The 16,556-nt window shown below is 57.8% G+C and carries 16 protein-coding genes; 9 read left to right on the forward strand and 7 right to left on the reverse strand.

Annotated elements, in window-relative coordinates; all coding sequences use genetic code 11:
* Positions 1-45 precede the first annotated feature (45 nt).
* From GM154_RS22855 to GM154_RS22885, 7 genes are read right to left on the reverse strand one after another with little or no spacing between them, the layout of a single operon-like run.
* Entirely contained in the window at positions 46-1,101 is a 1,056-nt protein-coding gene (locus GM154_RS22855) for a S49 family peptidase (RefSeq protein ID WP_219653478.1), read from the reverse strand.
* 2 nt (positions 1,102-1,103) lie between these two features.
* Positions 1,104-3,332 (reverse strand): DNA topoisomerase III, encoded by a 2,229-nt coding sequence (locus GM154_RS22860; protein WP_219653479.1) that lies wholly within the window; start codon positions 3,330-3,332, stop codon positions 1,104-1,106.
* Complete coding sequence (locus GM154_RS22865) at positions 3,329-3,934, reverse strand: TonB C-terminal domain-containing protein (RefSeq protein WP_185755848.1); 606 nt, start codon at positions 3,932-3,934, stop codon at positions 3,329-3,331. Before GM154_RS22865 ends, GM154_RS22860 begins: the two co-directional genes overlap by 4 nt.
* Positions 3,931-4,158: a hypothetical protein gene (locus GM154_RS22870; RefSeq protein ID WP_167517147.1), complete on the reverse strand. Its 228-nt coding sequence runs from the start codon at positions 4,156-4,158 to the stop codon at positions 3,931-3,933. The genes GM154_RS22865 and GM154_RS22870 overlap by 4 nt, the downstream gene beginning before the upstream one ends.
* A complete protein-coding gene (locus GM154_RS22875) occupies positions 4,158-5,339 on the reverse strand; it encodes a TonB C-terminal domain-containing protein (RefSeq protein ID WP_219653480.1) in 1,182 nt (393 codons plus the stop codon). The genes GM154_RS22870 and GM154_RS22875 overlap by 1 nt, the downstream gene beginning before the upstream one ends.
* 18 nt (positions 5,340-5,357) lie before the next feature.
* The gene (locus GM154_RS22880; protein WP_219653481.1) at positions 5,358-6,122 is read right to left on the reverse strand and encodes a hypothetical protein; all 765 of its coding nucleotides are present in this window, start codon (positions 6,120-6,122) and stop codon (positions 5,358-5,360) included.
* Positions 6,115-6,429, reverse strand: coding sequence for a hypothetical protein (locus GM154_RS22885; protein WP_219653482.1), 315 nt, complete (start codon positions 6,427-6,429; stop codon positions 6,115-6,117). Before GM154_RS22885 ends, GM154_RS22880 begins: the two co-directional genes overlap by 8 nt.
* Before the next feature lie 158 nt (positions 6,430-6,587).
* Between GM154_RS22885 and mobH the strand changes: the two genes are divergently transcribed.
* The 9 genes from mobH to GM154_RS22930 all read left to right on the forward strand — a co-directional run bounded on the left by mobH (position 6,588) and on the right by GM154_RS22930 (position 16,462).
* Entirely contained in the window at positions 6,588-9,323 is a 2,736-nt protein-coding gene (mobH, locus tag GM154_RS22890) for a MobH family relaxase (RefSeq protein WP_219653483.1), read from the forward strand.
* Positions 9,316-11,145, forward strand: coding sequence for a conjugative transfer system coupling protein TraD (traD, locus tag GM154_RS22895; RefSeq protein ID WP_219653484.1), 1,830 nt, complete (start codon positions 9,316-9,318; stop codon positions 11,143-11,145). Before mobH ends, traD begins: the two co-directional genes overlap by 8 nt.
* Positions 11,146-11,164: 19 nt before the next feature.
* Entirely contained in the window at positions 11,165-11,749 is a 585-nt protein-coding gene (locus GM154_RS22900) for a hypothetical protein (RefSeq protein ID WP_019365470.1), read from the forward strand.
* A 65-nt stretch (positions 11,750-11,814) separates the two neighbouring features.
* On the forward strand, positions 11,815-12,399 hold the full coding sequence (locus GM154_RS22905; RefSeq protein WP_219653485.1) for a hypothetical protein: 585 nt from the start codon (positions 11,815-11,817) through the stop codon (positions 12,397-12,399).
* A complete protein-coding gene (locus GM154_RS22910; RefSeq protein ID WP_010799357.1) occupies positions 12,356-12,985 on the forward strand; it encodes a DUF4400 domain-containing protein in 630 nt (209 codons plus the stop codon). The genes GM154_RS22905 and GM154_RS22910 overlap by 44 nt, the downstream gene beginning before the upstream one ends.
* Positions 12,986-13,171: 186 nt before the next feature.
* Positions 13,172-13,453: a type IV conjugative transfer system protein TraL gene (gene traL / locus GM154_RS22915; RefSeq protein ID WP_125890224.1), complete on the forward strand. Its 282-nt coding sequence runs from the start codon at positions 13,172-13,174 to the stop codon at positions 13,451-13,453.
* A 2-nt stretch (positions 13,454-13,455) separates the two neighbouring features.
* A complete protein-coding gene (locus GM154_RS22920; RefSeq protein ID WP_258020003.1) occupies positions 13,456-14,082 on the forward strand; it encodes a type IV conjugative transfer system protein TraE in 627 nt (208 codons plus the stop codon).
* Between the two features lie 11 nt (positions 14,083-14,093).
* Positions 14,094-15,110 carry a type-F conjugative transfer system secretin TraK gene (locus GM154_RS22925; protein WP_219653487.1) on the forward strand — a complete coding sequence of 339 codons (1,017 nt, stop codon included), beginning with the start codon at positions 14,094-14,096 and terminating at the stop codon, positions 15,108-15,110.
* A gap of 2 nt (positions 15,111-15,112) precedes the next feature.
* Complete coding sequence (locus GM154_RS22930; RefSeq protein WP_219653488.1) at positions 15,113-16,462, forward strand: TrbI/VirB10 family protein; 1,350 nt, start codon at positions 15,113-15,115, stop codon at positions 16,460-16,462.
* Positions 16,463-16,556: the final 94 nt, after the last annotated feature.

A 16,556-nucleotide genomic window follows, 5' to 3' on the forward strand; every position in this document is an offset into this window, starting at 1 on the left:
GTGGGGTGGCCCCTGTACGCATCAGCGCATACAGGGGCTTATTGCTTAGGGAAGCATGGCTCTTACAGGTGAGCTGTAGCCTTCAGACGTACCTAGCCCCAGCGCTTCCTGAAAACTCAGCGAGATCCCCTTCTTGAAGTCGGCAAACGGACTCAGACGCGGGGTGTAGTTCTTCATCTTGAGCTTGCCGTCATCGTCCGGTACCAGCTGGCGCACCAGCTGCTCAAGGGTCATCTGGTCATCAATGATGCCGATGGTTTTGGCCGTACCGGCTTCCCAGACCAGTCCCTCAAACATGCCTTCGGTAGGCTTGAGACGATCTCCACGGCCCTGCTTTACGTCTGCAATGAATTTCTGGTGAGTCGCGCCCAGCACGGTCTTCCAGTACTGGACCTGCTCATCCCTGGCTGGCGAGAAGGGGTCCAGCATCGACTTGCTGGTGCCGGCGGTATAGACGCGGCGCTCGACATCAAAGAGCTTGATGGTCTTGTCAAAGCCAAAGCCGGTACTGATCACGCCAATCGAGCCGACAATGGCAGTAGGCGAGGCATAGATCTCCCTGGTAGCCGAGGCGATGTAGTACGCACCGCTTGCACCAATGTCCTCGATCACGGCAAAGATGGGCTTTTCCGGATGGCGCTGGCTTTCATAACGGATCTCGTCATAGACCCGCTTGGACTGGACCGGACTGCCACCGGGGCTGTTGATGCGGATGGCCACCGCCACGGTATTGGGGTCTTCCATGGCCTGGCGCAGGCCCTTGTTGATGCGATCGGCATTGGCCGGTTGCTGGGCATCGATCGGTCCCATCACATCCACCACGCCGACATGGCTGGCCCCTTCGTTGACTTCCGAGGCCTCATCAAACAGGCGCAGGAAGTACCAGGTGTTAAAGGCGCTGAGCAGGACGATCAGCAGCAGCATGCCCTTGAAGATCAGGGTCCAGCGGTGCCGGGCGCGGCTCTGCTTGACGGTACCCGACACCCACTTGTCAAAGGTGTGGATCTGCATGAGGCGCTGGCGCTCCTGCAGGACCTCGATGGAGTCATCCGGGGAATAGGGCGGTACATCACTACTTCGGTTGCGTTTAAACCAACTCATCGTCATGCCTCCAGTGGATCTTTTTTGGGTTTGGTATAGGGCGCAATGGCGCGGCATTCGGGATAGCCTGAACAGCCCCAGAACCGGCTGGCGCGTTTGGTATCCCCTTTCCTGCCCATGCGAAGGGTCATCGGGCGACCGCAGTCGCCGCACAGCGGGCGGTCTTCATCACTGATGGTTTTTTGCGGCAGGCCCTTCTGGTCGGGAAAGGTCTTGTTGCAGGTATCGCGGTTGGTACAGCCCCAGAAAAAGCCCTTCTGGCCCTTTACCCGGTGCAGCTCCGCACCGCAGGCGAAGCACTTATGGAGCGTGCCGCGGGCCTCGCTAAAGGTCTGCTTGAGCGCTGCCGCCTGCGTGCTGCCCTGTCCCTCAGTGGCCGCAAGGCTGGCTTTAAAACCGTGAACAATGCGCGAGACCCAATCAGTAATCTTGCGCATGAACTCATCCTGACTGACTTCACCGCGAGCAACCCGCTCCAGCTCCTGTTCCCACGCGGCGGTAAGCCCGGGTGACTTGAGTGCAGGCGGCAGGGCCTTCATCAGCGCTACCGCCTTGTCGCTGGCATGCAGCTGACGCTTCTTGCGGATCAGGTAGCCGCGATCTACCGCCGTCTTGATAATGCTGGCACGCGTAGCCGGTGTACCCAGACCCGAGGTCTCCTTGAGGATGCGGCGGAACTGTTCTTCGGTGACGTAGCGGCTGATGTGCTCCATGGCCGACAGCAGAGTGGCCTCGGTGAAGTAGGGCGGATGACGGGTGTGCTTGCCGGTGACTTCCGGCCCGCTGATGATGGCCGGCTCGCCCTGGTTGACTGGGGGAAGCGCGCTGCTCTGCTCCTCCGAGTCATCCTCTTCATTGCTATCGGCTTCGCTAAAGGTTTCGGTGTCCGGAAACAGGATCTTCCAGCCCTGTTTCGTGGGTTGCCTTCCTTTAGCAATGAACTCATGTTTACCAGCCCTGACATGGATCACCGTGCGGTTGAATTCATGGTGTTCGTAGAACTGGGCGATGTAGAAGCGGCGGATGGCGTCGTAGAGGTTGCGCTCGATTTCACTCAAGGCGCCAAGGTTTATCTTTTCAGCAGTCGGAATGATCGCCTCATGGCTCTTGCCTTCGAGCTGCTTGTCGTTAAAGCATCGGCCCTTGCGCTTGAGGTCAGCGCCAGCAATCAAACCGGAAATGCTCTGGTCGCTGAGCATCAATGCCTGCATGACCTCCGGCGCTTCGGCGTGCATGTTTTCCGGCAGGTAACGGCATTCGGTACGCGGGTAGGAGATGGCCTGATGGTTCTCGTACAAGGACTGAGCAGCGGCAAGTACCTCATCAGCGGTGTAGCCAAAGCGCACGTTGCCGTACTGCTGAAGGCTGTTCAGGTGGAAGGGTAGGGGCCCACTTTCTTTGGAGGGCGTCGTCTCCGCCTTTTCAATAACCCCACCGGTGCCGGTCAGCTGCGCAGAGACCTGCTCGGCCAGCGTCTTGTTGATGCAGCGTCCGGCCTCGTCCGTGCATTCTTCTGGCGGTACCCACTTCGCCCGGAACTGGCCTCGCTGTACGGCGACATCGGCCCACAGGTCCCAGTAGTCCCTGGGAACAAAGTTGGCGATGGCCTGATTACGGGTCACGACCAGATTGATCATGGGACAGACCACGCGGCCCACATGCAGGGTTTCCTGAAAGCCTGCGCCACGGGCAATGAGGGTAAACAGGCGTGTCCCGTTCATGCCAACCAGCCAGTCGGAGCGTTCACGGCACACGGCGGAATGGTAGAGATTGATGGTGTCCTTGCCCGGCACAATGGCGTCCAGCGCCTTGCGCAGTCCCTTGGGGTTCAGGGCCTTGATGCACACCCTGTACAGCGGACCCTGATAACCGGCATAACGGATGACGTTGCGGGCAATGGCTTCGCCTTCACGGTCAAAGTCGGTGGAGATATAGACCTTTCCCGCCTTCCTTAACAGTTCAGAGACAACCTTTAGCTGGTCACGGGTCTTGTTATTGGGTTGATGCTTCCACTCGCCGGGTACCATGGGCAGGTGATCCAGCTTCCAGCCCTTCCAGTCCTCGGAATACTCGTCAGGCTTGAGCGCCTGAAGGAGATGACCAATGCACCAGGTGACAAAGGTACCTTTGCCATTGTGCATGCAGCCCTTGCCGGTCCTGTCACAGCCCAGTACCGCAGCCAGCGCGCGGCCTTGGCTGGGCTTTTCGGCCAGATATACGTCCACACTCATAAATCACCCCTTGATCGTCTGATCGAGGCCAGTTGGCGTTCGGTGGGAGGCTTGCCTGCGCCAAAGTGCAGCACGATCTCGGTGAGCTGCTCGCGCTGGCGCGTCGTCATGTCCTTGAACTGGCGATAGGGTTCGCCCTTGCGGATGGCACGACGCAGGCTGTTATCAAAGAAACGGTTTTCGGTGGAGTAGAGCGTCTCGACCGCCGCGACCTTGCCGCTGTCCTTTAAGGTAATGGCCACGATGGCGTAGTTCTGGGCATACAGCTCGTCGCTGATGCGCCAGTTAAGCCCGATTTCCTCAGCAATCTCGGCGGCGACGGAGCGTACTTCCTCGACATCGGCGTTGCGGCGCTTCTCCTCGGCCTCTTCCTTTTCCGGGCCGGTAAAATCCGTGACATGGGTGCCGCTGCCATCCTTGAGCTTGCCCAGCAGCTCCTGATTGACCAGGTTGAAGGCCTGGGCAATGTCTCGTCCGCCCGGGCTTTGCTGGCTGGACTCGGGTGCGTTCCCCTCGGGAATATCGTCCTTGTTGAAAAACAGCACATTGGTTGAGTAGAGCAGCGCCACAATAACGCCCAGCGCCACCAGCTGAGGAATCATGAGCGCTTCTCCCTGGGTTGAGGCCGTTCCTTGTGCAGGGCATAGAGCAGCTTCCAGTCCCTGACCACCGTTTCCAGCTGTGGGAGGCGGTGGTTCTGCTGGATGTCCTGCAGCATGACCGTAATCAGGCATACCGCATCCAGTGGGCTCTGCGCGTTGGCGGCTTCGGATAGCATGACCAGAAGGTCTCTATAGGAATCTTCATCTACCTGCACGGCGTCCATCACTGGCCTCCGGTCATCGCATGGCTGGTTTCAAACATGGCCTTGAGCGGGTCCTGTACCTGGCGCGCGGCCATGGGTGCAGCGGCCAGAGGCCCGTGAGTGGCATCGCTATCAAACTCGGAAGCCTGTTCAGCCTGTTCGAACTCTTCTGCCTGAGCAGTGGGCGCAGGGGCATTGGCGGCGTTGTGCTCGGCATCCGAAATCCTGCGACCAAAGTTCAGGGTGAACTCGGTGACGACATCCCGATCGGCTGCGGGCAGGGTCTTGATCTCGATAAAGGGCGAGGCCTCGACGGCAGCGCTGATGACGGATTTGTTGTAGGCGTCGTTATGGGAAGAGCGGATCACTTCGAACCCGGTCAGAACGCCGTCCGCTCCTACTTTTACCCGGACCTGTGCACCATGCTTTTCGTAGTCCTCGGGTGCTTTCCAGTTCTGGCCCACCCGTATGCCCACCGCTGTAACCATGTTCTGGTAGGCCGGGGTCTGCGCCAGCGCTGCCAGTCGCTTCTGGTGTGCATCCGCAGCTTCGGGAGGTGTGCCTACCTGACTGGGCTTGATGCTGTAGCCAAAGCTTGCGAGGTCTTTTTCGGACGGGGATACCTCATCCTGACCTGTTGGGGTCGGGTTGGCGCTGGCTGGGGCCGTAGCGCTACTTGCAACTGGAGTCGTCTTATCCTCTGAGGCAGGGGTTGGAGTGGTTTCAGGCGATTCGTCAGCGGTCATCTCCTCTTCAACAGGCTTCGTGGTAGGCGGAACCGTCTCTACACCCTCGCGGGTAATCTTGTGCTCAGGCGCCTGGATGGGCTGGGGTGGAGGCTCGCCTGAGAATTCATCCTCTTCAAAGTCGGCGTCCGGGTCGATAGCGAGGGAGGTATGAGAGGTCCCGACATCGGCTGCCTCACTGCTTGATTCAGGCGCTGCGGTATCCAGCTGAGCCGCATCTCTCTTTAATGCCGGATCGCTGGCCTGTGACATCGGCACATCACTGCTGACGAGCGTCTGTGGGATCGAATGTTCCGGCTTGCCCTTGTGGGTGGCTACATAGGAGATGCCCAGTCCGCAGAGGATGGCCACGGCCAGAAGCATCATCCTTTTCGGCGACTTTTGTTTCTTCTCCTGTTCAGGTTCGCGCTCTGCCTTGATCTCGGGAAGTACTGTTTCATCAGTAGGTGTTGTCATGGTCCGGCTCCGTCAGGATCAGTGGATGTTCAGGGCCGCGCAGCCGCCAATGGATTTGGGCCGCACACTGTTTTTCACGATGGCGCGGGTCGGCGCCGAGAGGTCTGATCGGCTACAAAAGCCCCGCCATGCCGCCAGATAGCTGTTGTAGTCATAGGTGGGCGCGCGGCACCGTCCGGTGAGGTAGTCTGGAATGCCCAGCTGCTGGCCTTCATCGGTCACAAACTGCCAATCGGCTTCATCCATGCCCTTGCCGTTGTCGCAGTAGCGCACCCAGCGGGAGGTCTCATAGATGGAGTAGCCGCGCGCCCGGTCTGGACGTGCAGCAAAGGTCTGGGTGTGTACTACCGGCACCATGGGTACGGAGGGCGTCCGGGCGCGGGTGGGGTCGTAGACGATGCCGCGCCGTGGATCGAGCGCCGCGCCATTGCGGGTCTCGGTGTTGAAGTCACCGCCCAGCGAGTGGACGTAGGCGGGCTGGCGCATGGCGGCACCGGCGCGGCCCGTATTGATCCATGCCAGTGACAGCGAGCGGTCCACCCGTGAGGCGCGTAAGGTCAGCTCCTTGTAGTAGGCCGCATACATCTCCAGACGGTTAAGCGCGGCCCGGTTCTCCTCGGTCGGGTATTGCTCAGCGATGCGCTTGAACTCGGGCAGGTTCATCTCTACCCATTCGCGCGAGGGCTCGTCCGGTATCTCAGGCAGTGGGTGCAACCTGCTTTGCAGGCCCATGCAGCCGGACAGGGTGGTGGCCAGGGCAAGGGAGAGGATGAGCTTAGACATAGCTGCCCCTGCGGCGCGCAAGCGGCCGAAAGAACAGGGTGCCGTCCAGGTACTGGCCGTACCGGTTTTCAAGCACCGCGCTGGGATCGCCCGGCTGGAGGTTGGGGGTATCGGTTTCATGCTTTGAGGCAAAGGGCAGCAGGGCGTCCTGAAGGCCCGGCTCGGCCGTTGTGCCGTCACAAAACACTGCCCGCAGGGTCTGGGTCGTTCCGCCGATGTGACTGGCAATGGACCAGAGTGCATCGATCTCGGCCTGCGTCTTCAAAACAAGGTGAACACAGCCGTCAGTAGCGAGGTAAGCCTTCATGTGAACTGCTCCGTGGTGGGGTGGGAACAGTCTACGAACAAAAATATGTGGCTATTCCTCGTGGTTGGTACCCGCGCGGGTATCAACCACGAGGTTTGGTAGCAAAAAAATCTGCGACGATAGCTTTCAGGATCGATTGACTGGAGTCGCAGCGCGTCATGTTCAGTTTTTTGCGTGGTCTTTTAGGAAGGCAGAAGAGAAATCCAGCCGATGGCTCCAGTGCCCCGCTGTATTTTGTCGAGAACATCTACCTGCCCGATTTTGAGGCCGATCCCGGTACGCGCTATCCACCCTTCCCCGAAGGCTGCGAGATAGTCGAGCCGCGCAGGCTGCTGGCGGGGCATCGCACCCAGATAGCGCGCCTCAAGCAGTCGCTGGGGCTCTCCGAGCAGGAGTTCAGGACGGTTATCGATCCGGTCCTGGTGCGCTATGCCGAGTTTGTGCATCTGCTGCCGGCCTCGCAGGATCACCACCACAAGGGACGCGGCGGCCTGTTGCGCCACGGCCTTGAAGTGGCCTTTCATGCAGCGCGCATGAGCGGGGCGGTCATCTATGATGCGGACGCCACGCCTCGTGAGCGGCGTAACCGGGAAAAGGTCTGGCGTGTGGCAACTGCCCTTGCGGGTCTGCTGCATGACGTCGGCAAGCCCGTGTGCGACATGAAGATCACCAGCGACACGGGCCTGCTCTGGAACTTTGCCCTTCAGGAGTACGGTTACCGGCTGGTACCCTGGGCGCGGGACAACAAGGTCCAGCGCTACTTTGTGTCGTGGCGCGAGGATCGGCTGCATAACCGCCATGCCTTTCATGGACCGGGAATTGCGCGTCTTCTGATTCCCAAACAGACGCGGACCTTTCTAACGCCTGACAACACCATGGAAATGCTGGACCAGATCGACGAGGCCATTGGTGGCTACGCCGTGCAGTCCAAGATTGCCCATGTGGTGCTCAAGGCAGATCAGGCCAGTGTCACACTGGACTTGAAGCTCAACGGCGGTGGGGATGGCTCTCAGGCCTTTATGCCCTCGGTTGAGCGCTACCTGGTGGAAGGGACTCGCCGGATGATCAAGTCCGGGCGCTGGAAGATCAATGAACCCGGCGGCATAGTGTATGTGTTCAGGGAAGGCCTCTTTATCAACTGGAAGGCGGCGTCACGTGATGTGGTGGACCGCCTGAACGAGGACGGTATTCAGGCCATTCCCAAGGACATCGCTATTCAGGCAGACATGCTGATTCAATGTGGGGTCGCAACCGCACGAGAGATCGAGCCAACCCGCCCGGGCGAACCCGTCATCACCTACCGCTACTGGGCGATCAGGCCTCAATTTGGAGAGACCGAGGGACCGCTACTGGCACTGCTCAAGATTCAGGAGACCGGCCTCTTTTACCCCATGGGGCTACCGGCTCCGATAGAGGGTGTCCTGACCGATGCGCCTGAAAAGGGGCAGGCCATTACACAGTCCGACGCAGTTGCTCAGAAGAAGGACGTGGCGCAAAACGCCTCACCCGAGACAACTGACACAACTGACAAGGGAACAGCCAGACGGAAGAAAAAGGCAAAGGCAGGCGAGAGAGTTGCTGCCACTGGCCCGTTAGAGGCAGAGACATCATCTACGCAGGAAGACGTATCAGCGGTATCACCCAAGGCGACCAGCGAGTTTGATGCGCTGCTTGAACATGTCACAGGAGGACCGCAGCCAAAAGTCGAAAGCCTTGAGGCAGAGACAATCAGCGGTTCAGGGGCAAATCCAGAACCCGCTCCTGTATCGGAAAGCCCCATTGGCATGGACCTGGGCGCTGATTTTTTTGAAACACTGGCCGGGCCTCCACTGGACGCCTATGAGCAGGAACTGGAAGCCATTGAGGCGCAGGAGCGGGACGTCGAGCAAATGCATGGTTTCCAGCTGCTCGAACCTGATACCGGCCGCAAGCCCAAGCGCGGTAGCCACAAGACATCCAGCAAGGCGAAAACCAAGGCTCAGCAGACAGAGGCCGCCGTACCTGACGACGCTAAACCAGCCATGCCGAGCCTGCTGGACCTTGTAGATGATGAACTAAAGCCTGTCGTGCCCGTGGTGCATCAGGACGACGCCTGCTTTGAAGTCATGGACCTGCCTTTTGGTGCGCCGGTGGATCAGGCAAGGCAACCGGTTAATGTCAGTCCGACCGAGCAGGTTATGTCAGGGCAGGCTGATAGAAAAAGCACTGGCCAACACGCCCTCATAACGCCTCCCCAACGCAAGCCCCGGCACCGGCGATCAAAGGCCGAGGAGATCAGGCACAGCGATTCGCGCCTGCCTGGCTCGGTAGAGGGTTTCAAACCGCTCAATATGAAGGTGCCGGATCTGAGACTGGACCGGTTTGTAGACATTGAGACGGTGAACGCTGCCCTGACCGAGTCATCTCGACCAATGCCCATCGTTCTGGAGCAGCCAAGACCTGTACCCATCAAATACCTGCATACGGTTGAAGCACCGGCCAATTCTCCTGATGGCCAACCCTTTCAGATTGAGAGTCACCCTATGCCCGAGTGGGATGAGGCCGAAGGTGAGCAGGAGTCAATCGTAGACGAGCAGGAGCATATAGAACTGGATGTGCAGTTCTCTGACAGTGCTAGCCCTGAGCAGTGCCTTGAAGAACTCTTCGAGATGATCATGAGGGGTTATGGTCGCTGGCTACCCGACACCCTTCGCAAGACAAAAAAGGGGATTGCTGCCGGTATAGCGTGCCTGGATATGGTCAGCGCCGACTACCCCAACATCAGACGCAAGGATCTGGAAAAGGCGCTGCGCTACATCATCAGGAAAAAAACGGCCCGCTATGAACTGGAAGTCGACAGGTACTTCATTTACGTGAGACCCAAGGCGCCTGAGCGGGAGGGCAGCCATGAATGATCGTTATGAGATGCCCTTTCGGCCCAATTATGAATTCATGGCCTGCATGGGCTGGGTCGCTGCGTCTTCGGTCGCCTACCTGGTCAATCAGGTCACCGACATGCCGCCCGAGCCGGTGTACTGGATGAGCAGCATCTGCTCGATCATGGCCATCAGTCGCCTGCCGGCGGCGATCCGCCTGCACTACGTCAAGCGCAACCTGCAGGGCAAGAAACTCGAATTCATCACCCTTGAGCAGCTGAACAAGGCCATCCGGAAAAATCCTGATCAGTTATGGCTGGGCAAGGGCTTTTACTGGGAGAACCGACACTGCCAGCTGGTATACGAGATCCTCAAGCGCAACCTGTCCGAGATCGTCAACCCCCGCGCCAGCAAGGGCATTGAGGGTAGGGATGAGATGCAGATGGGTGCGCCATGGATTCATGGGCTTGAGCCGCGTGAAATCCAGATCACTCAGCCGATTCCTCACACCGAAGGGCACGTCCTGATCAAGGGCACGACCGGTGCGGGCAAGACCCGTCTGTTTGACCTCGTTATCAGCCAGAAAGCGCTGCGCGGTGAGGCCGTGCTGATCATTGACCCGAAGGGTGACAAGGAGATGCGCGAGAATGCCCGTCGCGCAGCGGCGTTTGTGGGACGGCCTTTCTACAGCTTTCACCCGGCCTTTCCGGATGAATGCATGCGCATCAACCCGCTGCAGAACTTTACCCGCGTCACCGAGATTGCCTCACGCATCGCCGCCCTGATTCCTTCGGAAACCGGCTCGGACCCGTTCAAGAGCTTTGGCTGGCAGGCACTGAACAACGTCTGTCAGGGGCTGTACATCATTGACAAGCGACCCACACTCAAGCTGCTGCGTCGCTACCTTGAAGGCGGCGTGGATAGCCTTGTGATCAGTACCGTCTCGGCCTATGCCCGGCAGGCACTGGGTGAGGACTGGGAGTCCATGATGGTGGCCCTGTTTGATAAATGGCTGGAGCCACTGCCAATCCGCAAAAAGGCACTGATGGCCAATGCGTTTTATAAGCAGGTCATTCAACCGGTGCGGGCCAGTTCAGAACTGGAAGGGTTGCTCAACATGTTTGAGCATGACAGCGCGCACTTCTCCAAGATGGTCGCAACGCTCCTGCCCGTCCTGAACATGCTGACCTCGGGCGATCTTGGCCCACTTCTTTCGCCTGACCCTGAAGACCCTACCGATGACAGGCCTATAACCGATAGCGCCTTATTAATAAATGAGGGCGCAATTACCTATATTGGGCTGGATTCTCTTACTGATAACATGGTTGCGTCAGCCATTGGTTCTATTCTACTTTCGGACCTGACCGCTGTTGCCGGTGATCGCTATAACTTTGGGGTGGATAACCGTCCAGTAAATGTATTTGTCGATGAGGCGGCCGAAGTTATCAATGAGCCCTTTATCATGCTGTTGAACAAGGGCCGGGGAGCCAAATTGACATTATATGTGGCCACCCAAACTTATGCGGATTTCTGTGCGCGACTTGGTAGTGAGCACAAGGCGCAACAAGTACTGGGCAATGTTAACAATACCATTGCCCTGCGCTTAAAAGATGCTGAAACACAGGAACAGTTTGTAAAGGATATCCCCGAAACCCGTATCAAATATGTAGTACGGTCTCAAAACATGAATTCCGGGGGAGAGGACCCGCTGCTTCATGGCGGTGGACAGGGTGAGCGACTTATGGAGGAGTTGGTGCCTCTGCTTGATTACCAACTTTTAACCATGCTACCGAATCTGGAATATTTTGCGAAGTTATCTGGCGGAAAAGTAATCAAGGGAAGAATCCCGATCTTACATTAGTTGAGCCCTGGACAAAGACATGAATAATTTCAGTTACTACACTTTAAATCCTGAAGTAAACCTGATCGTTCAGCAGCACGGATTCAACCGCAGATTCAGGGCAATACGCTCGCTTGAGAAACACCACCATTACTGGAATATTCTGGAAATAGACTGGCCTTGTGCAAAAGATTATATGGAAGATATCTATCACACTATTGGTGAAGGTATCCTGCACCAGAACCGCCCGATAATCTGGTCTGTGGTTGACAAGGCCATGGCTGAATATGCCGCTGCTGTTCAGAACGTCAATGGCGATGGCAAGTTGAATGACTTCTACCGATTCGCAACTATTATCAATAACATTATATCCAGCACGGTCAAACTTCTTGATGTCACTATAAGTGATACATCAGGAAACGCATGGAATCTTTTCTCTGAAAAAACCGCCTGTGAAGTTCTTGAGCCCGACCAGAGGCTCTCTGCCACGCCCTTGTCTGCCAGCCAGATAACTGAGGCCAGGCGCCGGCTGTTAAACCTTCTGCATGAGCGCTATCGCGGAATCCTGACGGATACGCGATATGAAGAACCCATCGTGGCTAATGCTCTTCCGATTCTCTATTAAACAAGCCAAATCGTTATCAAGGGAAGTATCCCGATCTCATATGAGTGGCAGCCCTGGACGGACTTATGAATAATTCCAACTACTACACCTTAAACCCGGAAGTAAATCTTATAATCAAGCCACTGGGATTCAATCGAAGATTCAGGGCCATTACTTCACTGAATAAGCATATTCATTACTGGGAAATACTTGATATTGACTGGGCACGCATCAACGCCTACATGGAAAATGTCTATAACCACATTGGCGAGGGAATCCTGCACCAGAACCGCCCGGTCATCTGGTCGGTTGTAGATAAAACCATGACCGAATATACCGCCGCCGTACTTAATGTAAACGGCGATGGCAAACTTAATAATTATTATCGGCTCGCAGTCATCGTCAATACGATCATATCCACTACCGTAAAACTCCTGAGCGTGACCCTTTCGGACAGGTCCGGTCATTCGTGGAACCTGCTTTCTGACAGGACTGCCTGTGAAGTGCTTAATGCCGATGACCCGCTGACTGCCACGCCGCTTACGCAAGCTGAAATCACCGAGGCACGGCGTCTTTTGATCAGCCTCCTGCATGATCGCTATCTCGACATACTGACGGGTACCAAATATGAAGACGCCATTGTGGCTGACACTCTTCCTCGTCGCTATTGAGTTGTTGCTGGTTACGGTCTTTATTCCGGGCGACTGGACCGAGCGGGTGATTCGGGAGGAGTCGGCCATGGTGCGCAGTCACCTGGGCGAGGAATCGCAGGCCTACGTCAACACCAAGGCCATGAACTGGTACAAGGGCGCCGTGTTTGAAACCGGCGTCTATCCGGCGCTGCATCGCCTGATGATACCCAGTGAAGAGGAAGCCGCTCGCAGTCGGGGCATGGAGCGCATGGGCGATTTTCTCTTCTCATGGATGGAAGACCGGCTCGATGCGCTGATGCACATGGTCTACCAGATCTGCGCGCGGCTGGCGCTGTTGTCGATCTGGCTACCTTATATGGCGCTGCTGCTGATCCCGGCCATCTGGGATGGACTCATGCGGCGCAGGGTCAAGCAGACCAACTACGATTACGCCTCTCCCGTCTGGAACCGCTACGGCATGCTCAGTGCCTCGGTTGCCGCTCAGGCGGTACTGATTGCCTTTATCAGTCCCATTGCCATCAACCCGGCCATCCTGCCGATTGTCATGATGTTTGTGTGCGTGATGATGGGCGTGTTTGTCGGCAACCTGCAAAAGCAGATTTGAAGATGTACGAGCATCATCCTCCAATACGTGAAAGAGTATTTTTTCAGAGCCGCGCCTAAAAATTTTAGAATTATTTATACCCAAACCTCGTGGTTGATACCCGCGCGGGTATCAACCACGACCATAGCCCGTCTACCTCTTACTTCACAATAAGCCCTGACCTGGTAACAGACTGAGGGCTCTACTGTGAAAGCCATAAACATCCCTACGCGCTGTGACGATCCGCTGCATGTTCTGATCTGGAGTCTTGATGAGCTGGTGCCTCTGGGCGTTGGCCTGCTCTTTGGCATGGCCATCGGCAAGGCGCTCCTGTGCGGTGCTATCGGTTATGCCGTGACGTTTCTCTACCAGAAGTACAAGGACGGTCATGCCGATGGCTACCTTGTCCATATCGCCTACTGGTTTGGTGCGATCCCGGCCCGTTCGAAAACGCTGCTCAATCCCTTTATTCAGAGGGTACTGCCGTGAAGATGAACGCCATGCTGAGCAAGTGGAACTGGGCATTGCTGGAAAACAAGTACTCCCGCTACGCCATTGTGGGTCTGGTGGCTTGTCTGGCGCTAACACTGGGCATGCTGGTGTTCAAGAGGCCGGTTGTGGTGCTTCAGCCCTATACCCTCAAGCAGGAAGCCTTTGTTACGGCTGACGAAGCCGGACAGTCCTATCACGAGGCGTGGGGCATGTTTCTCTCGCTGCTGATGGGCAACATCACACCGGGTAATGTGCAGTTTGTGCGTGAGCGCCTTGAGCCGCTGCTGTCGCCCCGAATCTTTCAGGAAGCCATGGAAGCGATCCAGTCTCAGGCCGAGATCATCAGAAAGGACCGCATCAGCATGACCTTCGAGCCACGCAACGTGGTGTTCGAGCGCGCGTCCGGCAAGGTCTTTGTGTTTGGTAACAGTTCGGTGATCAGCCCCAACGGCGAGACGCGCCGTGACCGCCGTACCTATGAGTTCAGAATCAAGATCGACAACTACCTGCCTGTCGTCACGTTCATGACGACCTACGCCGACCGTCCCCACACGCTTGATGTGCTGGAAAAGCAAGGCAAGGCCGCCGAGCGTGCGGCTGAGCGCGCCAGCAAAGCCGGTAAATAGAGGAGCCACCTGTGAAACCCATCCCTTTCATGACAGCGCTGGCCCTTGCCCTGGGCAGCATGCAGCCGACGCAGGCAGCCGGTATCGATATTCCGGTTATTCCGGCCAACCACGCCGAGGGGGGCGGCCCGGCCATTTCCGTACAGGCGCCGGTGCATCCGTCCTCGGTTCGAAGCACAACGCCCGAGATTCCCTCGGTCAGCCGCAGCGTAATGACCGAAGGCGTGCCGCGGCCCATCACGCTGTCGCAGGCGCGTAGCGGCCAGACCAGTGCTAATCCCGCCAGCATGGAGCTGAACCATGCCTCGCATATCCGGCTCAAGTCCGGGGAAAACGTGCTGGTGCCCATCGCCCGCTATCAGCTCAACCGGATAGTGACGCCTTTTGGCAAACCCGAGGTCAAGACCACCTCCAGTGCCACGACCGAGATTCTTAACAACATCGTGTATGTGGCCTCCTCGGATGAGGCACCGGTGACTCTGTTTATCAACGACAAGGGCAATCCCGGCGTTGCCCTGTCCATTACGCTGATTCCGCAAACCATCCCGGCGCGCGAGGTCTCCTTTGAGCTGGAGGAGCAGGGTCTTTCCGGCATGCGCCTGCCTCAAGCCAGCGAAGAGGCCGAGAAGTGGGAGACCAGCCAGCCCTATGTCGCCACGATCAAGGACGTCATGCGCGACCTGGCGCTGGGGCAGACGCCTAGTGGCTATTCCATGAAGCCGGTGGGGACCAACACTTATGACCTGCCGCGCTGCGTACAGAATGGACTGGCCTTCGACTTCTCCCGTGGCCAGCAGATGCTCGGGCATAACCTCAAGGTCTTTATCGGGGTAGCCAAGAACACCTCCTCACAGCCGGTCGAATTCAAGGAAGCGGCCTGTGGCAACTGGGATGTGGCGGCCGTCGCGGCCTATCCACGCAACATCCTGACCCCGCAGGAGCGCACCGAAGTGTTCGTGATCATGCGTAATGCGCCGGATCGCACGCGCACCACGCCACGGCCATCGCTGCTTTCCGGAGGGCAGTAAGTATGAATACGCTCACTACGGTTAAAGCGCGCTGGGATAACGTGAATCCCAGATATCGACGCATAGTTATGGTTGGTGCAGGCGTGCTCGTCATGGGGGTGGTGATATCCATCTTTGCCGGGGAAGGCGAGCGCACTCCCAAGAACACCGTACCGGACAAGCCTGTCACGACTGGCCTTACCGACCAGAACCTCAAGGACATCACCCTCGACTCGCTGGTGGCGCAGCTGCAGAAGTTTGACAAGGACAAGGACGACCTGTCGCGCAAGCTGGACGTGCTCTCGCGCGAAATGGAAGCCAGCAACCGCCCCGGCCTGATTGATGAAAAGATCAAGGCGGCGGTAGGCGGGCTTCAGTCACAGGTGGACGAGATCCGCAGCAGTGGCGTTGGCGGGGCAGCCCCAAACTACTTTGCACAGGCACCGGGTGAGGCAGGTACGCAGGAGGGACGCAAGACCGCTTCACGCGAACGCTATGTACCCGAGCGCAGCAAGGCCGACCCTAATCCTGTCCGTGAAGCCTTTAGCCGCAATCCGGCTGTAGCCACCGGACCGGATGGGCAGGGGCCGGAGATTCGCAGCACCGGTCGTGGCGAGCGCCAGCAAAAGGCACCCGAACCCATGCAGATCCGGACCTATCAGGAAAAGGAGGACGAAGCAGCCAAGCCCAAGGCAGCCGATGAGGAATCGGTATATCTGCCGCCTGCGTCGATCGTGACGGTCGCGCTGATCAACGGCATGGACGCCCCGACGTCACAGGGCGCACGGCGCGATCCCTTCCCGGCCATGGTGCGGGTGCAGTACGACGCCATCCTGCCCAACCGGTTCAAGGCCGACATCCGGGACTGTCACGCCATTATCAGCGGCTTTGGCGACCTGTCGTCCGAGCGCGCCTACCTGCGCGGCGAGCGGATCTCCTGCGTACGCAACGACGGCCAGGTGGTGGAAGCGGCGCTGGATGCCTATGCAGTCGGGGAGGATGGCAAGGCCGGTATTCGTGGCCGTCTGGTCTCCAAGCAGGGCTCGATCGTGGCGCGCTCGCTGCTCGCCGGTTTGGCCTCTGGCGCAGCCGAAGCCTTTAACGTCAGCCCCATCCCGGTACTGCAAACCGGAAACGTTGGCTCGACCAAGCAGTACCAGCAGAACTATTCCCCCGACATGGTTCAAGGGGCGGCGGCCAGCGGCGCATCCAGTGCGCTTGAGCGTATTGCCCAGTTCTACATCGACATGGCGGAAAACATCTTTCCGGTCATCGAGGTGGATGCCGGACGCCAGATCGAGCTGGTACTGAGCAAAGGGGCGGAGCTCAAGTTCTCGCAGGTCAAGAAGCGTAACCCACGTGAGCGTCGCTAGTACCGTTTATCGGGAAGTAACCCGAATAGAGACTTGCTAACAAGAAATCTGCATTTAGGTGCCCGCGCGGGTACCAACCACGAGGATAGGTACC

The sequence above is a fragment of the Pseudomonas sp. MAG002Y genome, from assembly GCF_019400845.1.
GTDB lineage: Bacteria > Pseudomonadota > Gammaproteobacteria > Pseudomonadales > Pseudomonadaceae > Chryseomonas > Chryseomonas luteola.

What these genes read in the sequence shown, in the direction of transcription:
- GM154_RS22905 (WP_219653485.1), top strand. Translation starts at nt 11,815, where the DNA reads ATGAATAATTCCAACTACTACACCTTAAACCCGGAAGTAAATCTTATA.
- GM154_RS22865 (WP_185755848.1), bottom strand. Translation starts at nt 3,934, where the DNA reads ATGATTCCTCAGCTGGTGGCGCTGGGCGTTATTGTGGCGCTGCTCTAC.
- GM154_RS22930 (WP_219653488.1), top strand. Translation starts at nt 15,113, where the DNA reads ATGAATACGCTCACTACGGTTAAAGCGCGCTGGGATAACGTGAATCCC.
- GM154_RS22885 (WP_219653482.1), bottom strand. Translation starts at nt 6,429, where the DNA reads ATGAAGGCTTACCTCGCTACTGACGGCTGTGTTCACCTTGTTTTGAAG.
- GM154_RS22910 (WP_010799357.1), top strand. Translation starts at nt 12,356, where the DNA reads ATGAAGACGCCATTGTGGCTGACACTCTTCCTCGTCGCTATTGAGTTG.
- GM154_RS22900 (WP_019365470.1), top strand. Translation starts at nt 11,165, where the DNA reads ATGAATAATTTCAGTTACTACACTTTAAATCCTGAAGTAAACCTGATC.
- mobH (WP_219653483.1), top strand. Translation starts at nt 6,588, where the DNA reads ATGTTCAGTTTTTTGCGTGGTCTTTTAGGAAGGCAGAAGAGAAATCCA.
- GM154_RS22880 (WP_219653481.1), bottom strand. Translation starts at nt 6,122, where the DNA reads ATGTCTAAGCTCATCCTCTCCCTTGCCCTGGCCACCACCCTGTCCGGC.
- GM154_RS22875 (WP_219653480.1), bottom strand. Translation starts at nt 5,339, where the DNA reads ATGACAACACCTACTGATGAAACAGTACTTCCCGAGATCAAGGCAGAG.
- GM154_RS22855 (WP_219653478.1), bottom strand. Translation starts at nt 1,101, where the DNA reads ATGAGTTGGTTTAAACGCAACCGAAGTAGTGATGTACCGCCCTATTCC.
- GM154_RS22870 (WP_167517147.1), bottom strand. Translation starts at nt 4,158, where the DNA reads ATGGACGCCGTGCAGGTAGATGAAGATTCCTATAGAGACCTTCTGGTC.
- GM154_RS22920 (WP_258020003.1), top strand. Translation starts at nt 13,456, where the DNA reads ATGAACGCCATGCTGAGCAAGTGGAACTGGGCATTGCTGGAAAACAAG.
- traD (WP_219653484.1), top strand. Translation starts at nt 9,316, where the DNA reads ATGAATGATCGTTATGAGATGCCCTTTCGGCCCAATTATGAATTCATG.
- GM154_RS22860 (WP_219653479.1), bottom strand. Translation starts at nt 3,332, where the DNA reads ATGAGTGTGGACGTATATCTGGCCGAAAAGCCCAGCCAAGGCCGCGCG.